The organism is Chryseobacterium piperi, from assembly GCF_002285635.2.
GTDB lineage: Bacteria > Bacteroidota > Bacteroidia > Flavobacteriales > Weeksellaceae > Chryseobacterium > Chryseobacterium piperi.
Window position 1 is genome coordinate 3,472,409 of record NZ_CP023049.2, and the last position, 12,514, is coordinate 3,484,922.

Sequence of the window (12,514 nt, forward strand, 5' to 3'; positions counted from 1 at the left end):
TTGATCATCACTTTCCCTGGCTTATGTGGATCTATGGCTATCAAGTGCTTTCTTGTATTTTGGTTTATTAATTTCATAATTATTTAAATAATGATTAAGAGTCTGTTTAAATTTTATTCAGTAATAATTTTATGGCGGATAATTTGACCATGTTTTCAGAGGATTCCATTAAGAGTTCATAATTTCTGCATAATCTTCTATCGTTATCAAACCAAGCAAATGTACGCTCTATAATCCATCGTTTATGAATTGGCTCAAACCCTTTTACTTTTTTGTCACTCCGCATTACGATCTGAATGATATAATTAAACTTAATTCTTATTTCCTCAATAATCTCTCCTCTATAACCTCCGTCCGCCAGGATTACCTGAAGCGGAATTAGTAAATATCGCAGTGTTTTGATCAGTAACAATGCAGCCTTACTGTCATGAACATTGGCTACACTTACCATTACGGCTAACAAAAAACCATTTTTGTCTACCACAACGTGTCTCTTGATTCCTTTTATTTTTTTACCTCCGTCAAAGCCATTGAGTGAACGGTTATTTCCCCAACGAACACTTTGACTGTCAATAATTCCTAAACTTGCCTGCGCTTTCTGACCCCTGTTTCGTCGTACTTCCTCTCTCAATTTTGATAATAATAAATCGAAAATCTCCAGATTTGACCATTTTGAATAATAGTAATAAACCAATTGCCATTTGGGAAAATCATGAGGTAAAAGTCTCCATTGACAGCCTGTTTTTACTAAATAACTGATAGCATTCCAAATGACAACCAAATCATATTTTCGTTTTCTGTCATCAAAATCTAATGCTTTTTTTATAAATTGCCACTGAGTTTGGGTTAAGTCCGTTGGATACATTGATGTTTTTTTCTTTTGCAACTCTAAAATGACAATTTTTATGCAACTTTTAACCCTTACTATTTTTTATTATTACTTTTTTAAACAGGCTCTAAATTATTATTATGTTAAATTGAAAACGAAAATTTTACAAAAATTGCATATCTGTTGAAAATTATAAGTTGTTTTTGGTTTGTTTTTGCTTATAATTATTAAATTTGTCTCTAATGATTTAAACTTATTAATGCTAATTATTACATTATTGAATTTATGAAAAAGAGAATTTTACTTATTTGTGCATTGGCCGCTGGTCTTTCCAGTACCTATGCGCAGAGATGGGAGCCGGCTTCAAGAGTAGCTCCAACAAGAAAAGAGGTAGATGTTAAATATACTTACAGAGTAGACCTGGCATCACTTAGAAATCTTTTAAAAGATGCTGTAGAAACAGGGAGTGGTGCAAAGGCTGTTGTTATTTCTTTACCTACTGTTGAGGGTAAAATTGAGAAATTTGCAGTGTATAACAATCCTGTTATGGAGAAATCTATGGCAGACCGTTATCAATTAGGATCTTATGTGGGGGTTGGAATTGATGATCCTTCTAAATATGTTAGATTCAGTACTTCACCAACTGAGACGCAGTCTATGATTATCAAGGATGGACAGTATCAGTTTCTAGAACCCATAAGTGCGGATAAACAAACTTATGGAGTTTTCTATAAAACTAAGAGAACGACTGGTGGACATGGTTTTGATTGTTCTACAGAAGAAAAAGATGTTAAAGACATCAAGTTGTTATTGGAAAACGGTAAAAAAAAACTTTCTAATGTTGGAATTACCAATAGACCTTCCAGTACAAAATACAGAACATATAAATTAGCATTATCTGTTACCGGAGAATATACTCAGCACTTCGGTGGTGTTGCTGGAGCAGCAGCACAGATTAATAGCACCATCACCCGGGTCAATGGGGTTTTTGAGAAAGATTTTGGAGTTAAATTACTCGTTCAGGATTTACCTGCAATTATTTATGCGGACCCAGATACAGACCCTTATTCAGTTGCTGATGATATGGGTAACTGGAATTTGGAGCTCCAACAAACTTTGACTTCACAGGTCGGAAACGGAAATTATGATATAGGGCACTTGTTTGGTGCTTCCGGAGGAGGAGGTAACGCAGGATGTATCGGATGTATTTGTGTAAATCCTACTACTGCAGATCCTGAAGGAAAAGGATCCGGATATACTTCTCCTGCAGATGGGAATCCTAATGGGGATACTTTTGATATTGATTATGTAGCTCATGAAATGGGGCATCAGTTAGGAGGTAATCACACTTATTCAATGAGTACCGAAAGCTCTGGAGTAAATGTAGAACCTGGAGGAGGAACTACTATTATGGGGTATGCTGGAATTACACAGGATAATGTCCAAATGAATTCTGATGCGTACTTTCATTATGCATCGATTAATCAAATTTTAACCAATCTTGAAGGTAAGCCTGCTGCTTGTGGAGTATCTCAGGATATTACAACAAATACTCCTCCTGTAATCTCTCCACTTACTGCTTACAATATTCCTAAGGGAACTGCTTATTACCTTGATGCTACGGCTACAGACGCTCAAAATGATCCTCTAAATTATACATGGGAACAATATGACAGTGTAGATAGTTTTGCTTCTATTTCAGGAGATAGCGGATGGGGATACAATCTTCAGGGGTCTTTAGCCAGATCATTTTCCGGAACAGCAAGTGGAAGAAGATACTTTCCAAGCATGCCTTTGGTAATGAACGGAACCCTTACTAACAAGGCGACATGGGAAACTGTTCCTTATATCCCACGAACATTACACTATGCAGTAACTGTAAGGGATGCAAATAATGTAAGACCGATGTTGTCTTCTTCTGAAACTACAGTAACGGTAGGAAATGACGGACCATTTAAATTCAATGGACTATCAACTTCTTCAATTTTGTATAACGATGCTTCCAATACAATTAAATGGGAAGTGGCCAATACCAATTCAGCTCCGTATAATGTTGCTAATGTAAAGATAGATTACACAACCAATAACGGAACAACATGGACGGATTTAGTAGCTTCTACTCCCAATACAGGAAGTTATTCTGCACAAATGCCAAGTAGTTTGACAGGTGCTGTCAAATTTAGAATATCTGCAATTGGAAATATATTCTATGCAGTGTCACCTCAGGTAACTATTGGAACAGCTCCTACTTCAACAACTAATGCTCCTACAGGAGTAACGGCTATTGATACGGAAATATTTAAAACAACAGCAAGAGTAGGATGGAATAATGTACCGGGTGCAACTTATTCTATCAACTATAGAAAAGTAGGAGTCACAAACTGGTCTAATGCTACGAGCGCTACCAGCTCTGTAGTACTCAATAACCTTGAAGATGAGACTAACTATGAAGTACAAGTTGCTGCAGTAGTAAATAATGTTCCGGGAACATTCTCAAATAACTACGCCTTCAAAACGAAAGGACTAAAAACCGGAGTTGACTATTGTTTAATGACTACCGGAGGAAATAATATGTTGAGCACATTCTATAGTGCGCTTTTAACAATGTCTGTAGCTAACCTTACCCATTCCGAAGGAACAACAGTACCTGCCATATCGAAAACATACAAAGACTATAGCGAGGTTCCTGCAAAAACAATTAACCTGACAAAAGGGACGCAGTATAATTTATCTTACACTAATTATGCAAACAGAGCCGGTGGTTATAATGATTGGATGCAGATATGGATAGATTATAACAGAAACGGGATTTTTGAGGCATCAGAGAAAATTGGTGCTCAGAGTGGTGCTCCTAATGGTAATGCAATGCATTCAGGAACAATAACCTTTACGGTTCCTGCTACGGCATATTCTGGTGACAAAACTTTAAGAATGAGAGTGGCAAGTACATTCTTTAATGCATTAAATGATCCATGTGGAAGCCCATCTGTTCCTGCTGGAGGAGGTCAGTTTGTTTCCGCAGGTGCATTCAGAGATTTCCCTGTAAAAATAACAGACGCTCTTGCAGTAAGAGAAACGGATGCCGTTAAATCTGAAATTGAGATTTATCCAAACCCTGCCGATACTTTTGTTGAAGTTAAGAACTTAAAAGGTAAAGCAGATTATAAGATCTACAGTGCTGAAGGAAGATTAGTACAAAGTGGTAAACTGGATGGTCAGAGAATTAATGTAGCTTCATTGATTAAAGGAATGTATGTCATTACTATTACTGGTGAAACTAAAACATACAATACCAAGCTGATTAAGAAATAATATTATTCTGTTATATTAGATATGAGCCGGACAATTGTCCGGCTTTTTATTTGGGTAATACACCGATAATAGGCAACTTAAGTATTGTTTCGTGTTTCATTCAAAAAAATTAACTTTACGGAGATAAAATTATTGAAATGCGAAAGACAATTTCTGTAAGAAAACTGGATCTAAATATAGCACCTAAAGAAAGTGAAATTTATAATTTCGAAAAAGATGGACTAGAACTGAAATCATCTTATACTGATAAAGATGTTAAAAATATCACTTTAACAGAGACATCTCCGGGAATAGCTCCCTATTTGAGAGGACCTTATTCTACGATGTATGTTCAAAAGCCTTGGACGGTCCGTCAGTATGCCGGGTTTTCTACTGCTGAAGAATCTAATGCATTTTACAGAAGAAATTTAGCAGCCGGACAAAAGGGGCTTTCTGTAGCTTTTGACCTCGCAACCCATAGAGGATATGATTCTAATCACGCGAGAGTGGTAGGGGACGTAGGAAAAGCGGGAGTAGCTATTGATTCGGTTGAGGATATGAAAATCCTATTCAATGAAATTCCTTTAGATGAGATTTCGGTTTCCATGACAATGAACGGAGCTGTTCTTCCTATTTTATCTTTTTACATAGTGGCTGCGGAGGAGCAAGGCGTAAAGCAGGAGCTTCTTTCAGGAACGATTCAGAATGATATTTTGAAGGAGTTTATGGTGAGAAATACGTATATCTATCCACCGACACCTTCCATGAAAATTATTGCAGATATTTTCGAATATACTTCCCGGAATATTCCGAAATTTAACTCGATCTCTATTTCAGGGTATCATATGCAGGAAGCAGGAGCTACTCCGGTTCTGGAAATGGCTTATACCTTAGCTGACGGGTTAGAATATGTAAGAACGGGAATCAAAGCGGGAATGAATGTGGATGATTTTGCCCCAAGGCTTTCATTTTTCTGGGCAATCGGAATGAATCACTTTATGGAAATTGCTAAAATGCGTGCTGCACGATATATCTGGGCTAATCTTTTAAAGCAATTTAATCCCCAGAATCCAAAATCCTTAGCATTAAGAACGCATTCTCAGACTTCAGGATGGTCTCTTACGGAACAGGAGCCTTTTAATAATATTACCAGAACAGCAATCGAAGCATTGTCATCGGCTTTGGGAGGAACACAATCCCTACACACCAATGCATTGGATGAAGCTATTGCTTTACCAACAGATTATTCAGCAAAAATTGCCAGAAACACCCAAATCATTTTGCAACAGGAAAGTGGGATTTGTGATGTTGTAGATCCAATGGGAGGAAGTAATTTGGTTGAAAGTCTTACTCAGCAGATGATTGAAGAAGCCATGCGATACATTGATGAGGTAGAGCAGGAAGGAGGAATGACAAAAGCCATTGAAGCTGGAATTCCTAAAATGAGGATCGAAGAAGCTGCGGCAAAAAAACAAGCAAAAATTGATAGTGGGGAAGAATTTATTATTGGAGTAAATTCATTTAAATCTACCCTCAAACAAGATCTGATTGAAATATTAGATATTGATAATACGGAGGTTCGAAGAAAACAAATCGAAAGATTAGATTCTATAAAAAATACAAGAAATACTGAAGCCGTAGAAGAAATTCTCAATGAGATCAGGGAAAGCGCTAAAACGGGAAAAGGAAATCTTTTAGCATTATGTATTGAAGCAGCAAGAAGAAGAGTCACCTTAGGTGAAATGAGCGATGCTATGGAAGAAAGCTTTGGAAGGTATAAGGCTAATATTAAAACAATTTCAGGAGTATACGCAATGAATGCCGGGAAAAACGAATATTTTGAAAAAGCTCTTCAACTCACTCAAAAATTTGAGGAAGAAGAAGGTCGACGCCCAAGATTAATGGTTGCCAAAATGGGACAGGACGGGCACGATAGAGGAGCAAAAGTAGTAGCAACAGCATTTGCCGATATGGGATTTGATGTTGATGTAGCTCCTTTGTTTCAAACCCCTGAGGAAGTTGCTAAACAGGCTGTGGAAAATGATATTCACATTCTGGGAGTATCTTCATTGGCGGCAGGTCATAAAACTTTAGTTCCCCAAGTTGTAGAAGAATTAAAAAAATTAGGAGCCGATGATGTAACGATTGTTGTAGGTGGAGTTATTCCTCAACAGGATTACGAATTCCTTTATGCCAACGGGGCTGACTTCATTTTCGGACCAGGAACAAACCTTCCGAAATGTGCAGTAGAGATACTGGATAAATTTCTAAATAAAAGTTAAATGTTTGATGGCAGGGCTTTTTTTGTACGGTTTTTGCACTTTTAAGTGAAAAATTTAGATATGGCTTATACAGTAATTTCAATGTTCCCTGCAAATATAGATGCAGAAGAAGTAAAAAAAGAACTACAAGATCAAGGATTTGATGAAGCAGATATCATTGTTTCAAAATCAAAATTAGAAAACGAATCATCTACAGATGGTTATGAAGATGATGAGAAAACAAAAAGTTTTTGGGATCATATTTTTGTGAATGAGATAGAATTACTGTCTGCTTATAGAGAAGGAAGTATAGGAAAAGTTTGTATAGTAGTGTATACATCATCCATAGAAGAAGCGAAAAAAGCGAAAACGGTTTTAAATGAGCATGGAGCTATCGAGGTTACAAAAGAAAAGTCAGATCATGATCATAGCACTCACAGGCAAGACAACAGTGAGACAGCAGGCTTACCGGAAGACGTATATAATGGAATTATTGCGAAGGCAAGACATAATGTATATTTTCTTGACTCTGAAAGGGTATATAGCCCTAATAGTAGAGGAATGGATGCAAGAACAGATACTTTAGGTTCTAAAGACTAAAATAATAAATCAGCATAAAAAAAGCCCCAATAGAATATTCTATTGGGGCTTTTTTATGCTATAATAAACGGGAAAGGAATCTAATATAGTAGAAATGATTTATTATAAATTTATTCTATTTAGAATAAGAAAATAGTCTGAAAAACCTTTGGAATACCCGAAAGAATACAAAATATTTAGCTATTGTAAAAAAATGAATAATACTTTATAAGTGAAACGTAGTGAAGTTTATAAATCATAATTAGAAAAATCGATTAAATAAAAAAACTAAAAAATAAATAAAAAAGAAAAAACGATGGTTTTTTAGTGTTTTAACATTTTTTTTGATGTTTTGGTATGAATAAATTATAAATTGATCCTTTTAAATACTATAATATGAATAAAAAATTATTTTTGATGTCTATTTCTGTAGCTTTTCTTTTCGCTTTTGATAAGGTTAATGCGCAGGACTCAGCAATGCTTGTTGAGGAGTACTATAAAAAAAGTGGGCAATTAGCCCAAAGAAACAACTCCTAATGATCAAGTTGGGGTTATTGTATTGAACGAAGATGTGTCCAAAAGTCTAGGGGTGAATATTGTTAATGTACAGCAAACTTACAATGGACTTAGAGTTTTTGACGCTTTAGGTAAAGTAATGATTAAAGAAGGAAAGATTATTTCTGAAAAAAATGATTTCAAAAGAAATGTTATTGTTAGGAGCCAAAAGAAGTCTCAGGAAAAGTTTTCAGAAGATTTTCTTAAACAAAAATTAAAGCTAAACGAGATTGCTAAAGTAGATTACCTTCCGGATGGATACTTTGAAAAAAATGGCGTCTATATCCTTGCAAAAGAACTATTTGTTTCAGATAGAAACTCATCTGACATTTGGCATATTATTGTAGATGCGACTAGTGGAGAAATATTGAGAAAAGAAAATCTAACACTTAGTTGTGATTTTGAGCATGATTCTTCTTCTGATATGAAATCTAGTGATATGATGAAGACTGAGTCACATTCATTGATCGATAAAAACGAAGTTATTCAAAATAAAATGTCAAATACACTCCCGGTTGCTAACGATGCTTCTTACAATGTTTTTGCCTTACCTGTAGAAGCTCCAACTTTCGGGACACGTTCAATTATTAATAATCCCTGGAACCTTATAGCATCTCCGGAAGGATGGCATTCTGATGGAACCAATAATTATACGAATACCAGAGGGAATAACGTCTATGCCTATTCGGATCAGGATAATACCAATAATCCAGGATATTCTCCGGATGGAGGAAGTAGCTTGAATTTTAATTTTCCATTTGCAGACGGAAGATATGATAATCCTTTTACTCACCGAGATGCGGCGATTACCAATTTATTCTACATGAATAATAAAATACATGACATCTTCTATCAATTTGGGTTTACGGAACCTGCAAGAAATTACCAAACCAATAATTTTGGTAAAGGAGGAATGGGCGGTGATGCTGTGAGAGCAGAAGCTTTTGATGGTAGTGGTCTCAATAATGCAAATTTTAGTTCTGGATACGAAACTGTAATTTCCGGACAGACTTATCTTCTTGCCCCACGAATGCAAATGTATCTTTACAGCAGAGAACAACCTGCTGACGATCCTATTGTGAGGTATCAGTATAATTCTCCTGCAACAATAGCTAACAGAGCTAAAGTAATCACTGGAGGGGCGGGGTTTGGAAACCTTTTATTCGGAGGGCAGAATGTAACAGGTGATTTGGCTATTTCTGCACCGGATAATGCTTGTACTTCAGTCACTGGAATGTCGGGGAAGATTGGAGTTGCTAAGAGGGGAGGCTGTAGTTTCGCGCTTAAAGTAAAAAATATGCAAGATGCAGGAGCTATTGGAGCTATTATTTATGATCCTATTAATGACACACCAATTACGATGGGCAGCGATAACAATGTTTCTGGGGTTAATATTCCTTCTATAATGATGGGGAAAGATGAAGGAGAGTTCCTTGCTAACCAGATTACAAGCGGGACGACGATCAATACGACATTGAATTTTGATTATAATGGGTTCAAACACTCCAGCTTCGATAATGGAATTATTGTTCACGAATATGGACATGGTATTTCCAATAGATTGACGGGACCTGGCTACGGTTGTCTTTCAAGAGAGAATTCTACGGAGCAAATGGGAGAAGGATGGTCAGACTATTTTGCTTTAATGCTGACTGCCAGACCTGGGGATACATCATCTTTAGCAAGAGGAGTAGGTACCTATCCAAAAGGAGAACCTGTTACGGGGGTTGGAATAAGACCTGCTAAATATTCTCCGGACTTTTCAGTGAACAACTATACCTATGGCAATACAAATACGGCTATAATTCCTCATGGAATAGGGTTTATTTGGGCTACGATGCTTTGGGATCTGACTTGGAAATACATTGAAAAGTATGGGTATAATAGTGATGTTCAGGCAAGCCCTACTTCAGGAAATGCAAGAGCATTACAGATGGTAGTAGATGGTCTTAAGCTACAAGTATGTAGCCCTTCCTTTATTGATGGAAGAGATGCTATTCTACAGGCAGATCTTGTGGGAAATGGAGGCTTAGATAAATGTATGATCTGGAATGCATTTGCTAAAAGAGGTTTAGGAGTTAACGCTTCTGCGGGAAGTAAAACCGTTGCTAATGACCAGGTGGAAGATTTCACTGTTCCGCAGGAATGTAATTCTAGTTTGAGCATCCGGGATGTTAAAACGACCGATCGCCAATTGATAGTATTCCCTAATCCTACTTATGATGAATTCTTTGTTGGAAATACAGACCAATCTTCAAAAGATGTTCAAATCAAAATGTTTGATATGTCTGGAAAATTGATGTTTTCTGATTCCAGATCACCTTTATCCAGAAAAGCTATTTCTACAAAAGGAATGCAGAAAGGAGTATATATGGTTCATATTCAACAAGGCAACGTGACTAAAGTTGAAAAGCTTATTGTTAAATAGTAGGTAACAATATAATTAATATTTAAAAGCTCGTTTTTGAGAAAAATGCATATATTTGCATCCAGAAAATAAAGTTTAACCAATAAAAAAACAACGAAGCAATGTTCAAATTTCAAAAGAATTCTACAGTTGGATTACCCCTTATGGTGGTAAGGCTTCGTGGTTTGGTACACTCATAGAACAATAGTATATTGAAATATCAAAACCCGAAGTCGTAGAGATTTCGGGTTTTTTATTGCGCAATATTCAAACCTTGGTAAAAAAATAAGCTTTCAATTGAAAGCTTATTTTTTATTTACAGAAATAAGGTAATCGTAAACCATTTGATGTTGATCATCATTCAGCTTAGCTTTTGGTGCCATTCTGCTTAAGGTTTTTATCCACCCTTGATCATCATGTTTTGCCGGATCCGGTAATTTGTGACATCTGTTACAAGAGTTTTCAAAAATAGTTTTTCCCTGAGCCAGCTGTTCGGATGCAGTGTATTTTGGTCCTGTTACAGCGACGCTTTTAGGTCCACAGGAAACCATAAATATTGAACCTAGAATAATACTTAAAATCAGCTTTTTCATAATAATATTGTTTGGAGTTGATTATTATTTTTTTGCAGAAACAATATAATCGTAAACCCATTGGTGTTGTTCATCTGTTAATTTGGCTTTTGGTGCCATCGCATTCATAATGCCCACCCATTGAACGGAATTATGTGATGTTGGGTCCGGGAGTTTGTGGCATCTTCCGCAAGAGTTTTCAAAAATAGTTTTCCCCTGTGCAATTTGTTCCGCAGTAGATGTTGCAGGCCCTATGGCAGATGTAGCCTTTGAGGCTTTTGGAGTACATGAAGCCAGCAAAACGGAAGTGAATAGTGCTACAGCGATTACTTTTTTCATTGTTTCTTATATTTGATTAATAACAAATGTAACAAATAACCAATCTCGTTGATAAACTCAGGTCTAGTTTTAATTTAGAAGAAATAAAATTAAAGGTGATTTGTGAGGAGTTTTGATACATATTTTTATATTTTTGAATCGATGAAATTTTCTACAGAAGAGTTAATAGAAGGAATACAATCAGGAAACAAACGCCTGATTGCAAAAGCTATTACTTTAGTTGAAAGTAAAAAAGCTGAACACAGGCTGCAGGCAGAAGAATTACTGAAAAGAATAATGCCTTTCACCGGAAACTCTACCAGGATTGGAGTAACGGGAGTTCCCGGAGCCGGAAAATCTACTTTTATTGAGAACTTTGGAAGGTTAGCGATTGCTAATGATAAAAAGGTTGCTGTACTGGCTATCGATCCAAGTTCGGCAATCAACAAAGGAAGTATTCTTGGAGATAAAACCAGGATGGAGGAATTGGCAAAAGAAGAAAATGCGTTCATTCGACCCTCTCCAAGTTCAGGATTTTTAGGTGGTGTTGCCAATACTACTTTTGAAACCATGATGATCTGTGAAGCAGCAGGATATGACTACATCCTGATTGAAACAGTAGGAGTCGGCCAATCTGAAGTTTTGGTCGCTGATATTACAGATGTCTTTCTTTTTCTTAAAATTATCGGAGGTGGAGATGAATTGCAGGGGATCAAAAGAGGGATCATGGAAATGGTAGATATCATTTTCATTAATAAAGTAGATGAGGTCAATCTACAAAAAGCAAAAAGCACAAAACTTGAGCTAAAACGTGCACTGGATTTTATTCCACCTAAAGAAAAAGGCTGGAAAGTTCCTGTTTTATTAGGTTCTGCACTTCAAAATGAAGGATTGGATGGTATTTATAATACTATTGATGAATTTATTGCGCTGAAAAAGAAAGCAGGAAGCTTTGAAGGAGTCAGAATCCAACAGGCTGAAAAGCGATTTGAATATTGGGTTCAGGAATATATTTTAGCCCTAATGAAAAAAAAGGATTCCGTAGAAGAGGCTTATCTTCAGCATAAAAAAAATGCTTCAGCTATGATTTCAAATCCAAGTACTGAAGCAAAATTATTTGTTGAAAAATTTCTTTCTAACGAAAAGGACCATAATTAAGGAGTGGTCTCATTTTTTGAGATGTACCCGTCATAGGTAATCGGCTGTCTGTCATTACTCCTGATTGAAGTAAATGCTTTACTGTTTTTATAGACTTCTATAATAATTTCGCTTACATTACTTACATCGTTGGGCTTTATTTTTACAATCCAGTTTCCTTTTTTGTTTTGGGATTTATTTACAGTAAAATCTTTTGAGGAAAAGCGATAGCTGTTTTTATCATTGTTTCCGTACGTTGGGTTAAACAATCTTCCGAAATAGGGAAGGGTAACATTTACAACGTTATTTTTCAATTCAATAGTATAGGTTCCGTCAAGCTGGAATATTCTTGTTGATGTTGAGTTCGGCATCGAATTGACGATGTTGATCACATCATAATTGGTAGGATTGGCACGCTCCGCATGAAAAGTAAACTCCTGCGAATTGACTAATGCGTCTGTTATTTTGGAACTTACTGTATTCTGCGAAGAACAACTTTGGAAAAATACTAAAAGTCCAAAAACAAATATAAGTGAAATATACTTTTTCATAAGGGTAATAATTA

10 protein-coding genes are annotated in these 12,514 nt (G+C 36.1%); 6 read left to right on the forward strand and 4 right to left on the reverse strand.

Going from position 1 to position 12,514, the window contains the following annotated elements:
• Positions 1 to 106: 106 nt before the first annotated feature.
• Positions 107 to 865, reverse strand: coding sequence for an IS5 family transposase (locus CJF12_RS15205; protein WP_095591055.1), 759 nt, complete (start codon positions 863 to 865; stop codon positions 107 to 109).
• 249 nt (positions 866 to 1,114) lie between these two features.
• On the opposite strand from CJF12_RS15205, the gene CJF12_RS15210 reads away from it, so the two are divergent.
• The 5 genes from CJF12_RS15210 (at position 1,115) to CJF12_RS15225 (ending at position 9,943) form a co-directional block, all read left to right on the forward strand.
• Positions 1,115 to 4,141 (forward strand): zinc-dependent metalloprotease, encoded by a 3,027-nt coding sequence (locus CJF12_RS15210; protein ID WP_034686847.1) that lies wholly within the window; start codon positions 1,115 to 1,117, stop codon positions 4,139 to 4,141.
• A 137-nt stretch (positions 4,142 to 4,278) separates the two neighbouring features.
• Positions 4,279 to 6,402: a methylmalonyl-CoA mutase gene (scpA, locus tag CJF12_RS15215; protein WP_034686843.1), complete on the forward strand. Its 2,124-nt coding sequence runs from the start codon at positions 4,279 to 4,281 to the stop codon at positions 6,400 to 6,402.
• A gap of 60 nt (positions 6,403 to 6,462) precedes the next feature.
• Positions 6,463 to 6,981, forward strand: coding sequence for a hypothetical protein (locus CJF12_RS15220; protein WP_034686841.1), 519 nt, complete (start codon positions 6,463 to 6,465; stop codon positions 6,979 to 6,981).
• A gap of 375 nt (positions 6,982 to 7,356) precedes the next feature.
• Complete coding sequence (locus CJF12_RS19960; RefSeq protein ID WP_157759864.1) at positions 7,357 to 7,497, forward strand: hypothetical protein; 141 nt, start codon at positions 7,357 to 7,359, stop codon at positions 7,495 to 7,497.
• 52 nt (positions 7,498 to 7,549) lie between these two features.
• Positions 7,550 to 9,943 (forward strand): T9SS-dependent M36 family metallopeptidase, encoded by a 2,394-nt coding sequence (locus CJF12_RS15225; RefSeq protein WP_095591176.1) that lies wholly within the window; start codon positions 7,550 to 7,552, stop codon positions 9,941 to 9,943.
• A 284-nt stretch (positions 9,944 to 10,227) separates the two neighbouring features.
• Here CJF12_RS15225 and CJF12_RS15230 read toward each other — a convergent pair whose 3' ends face one another.
• Both CJF12_RS15230 and CJF12_RS15235 read right to left on the reverse strand, forming a co-directional pair.
• Positions 10,228 to 10,515 (reverse strand): cytochrome c, encoded by a 288-nt coding sequence (locus tag CJF12_RS15230; protein WP_034686839.1) that lies wholly within the window; start codon positions 10,513 to 10,515, stop codon positions 10,228 to 10,230.
• Between the two features lie 24 nt (positions 10,516 to 10,539).
• Positions 10,540 to 10,833, reverse strand: coding sequence for a c-type cytochrome (locus CJF12_RS15235; RefSeq protein WP_034686836.1), 294 nt, complete (start codon positions 10,831 to 10,833; stop codon positions 10,540 to 10,542).
• Between the two features lie 141 nt (positions 10,834 to 10,974).
• On the opposite strand from CJF12_RS15235, the gene meaB reads away from it, so the two are divergent.
• Positions 10,975 to 11,970, forward strand: a complete 996-nt coding sequence (gene meaB, locus CJF12_RS15240) for a methylmalonyl Co-A mutase-associated GTPase MeaB (RefSeq protein ID WP_034686832.1) — start codon at positions 10,975 to 10,977, stop codon at positions 11,968 to 11,970.
• Here the strand turns inward: meaB and CJF12_RS15245 are convergent.
• Positions 11,967 to 12,500 (reverse strand): DUF4251 domain-containing protein, encoded by a 534-nt coding sequence (locus tag CJF12_RS15245; RefSeq protein ID WP_034686830.1) that lies wholly within the window; start codon positions 12,498 to 12,500, stop codon positions 11,967 to 11,969. The two genes, meaB and CJF12_RS15245, sit on opposite strands and share 4 nt — an antisense overlap.
• Between the last annotated feature and the right edge of the window lie 14 nt (positions 12,501 to 12,514).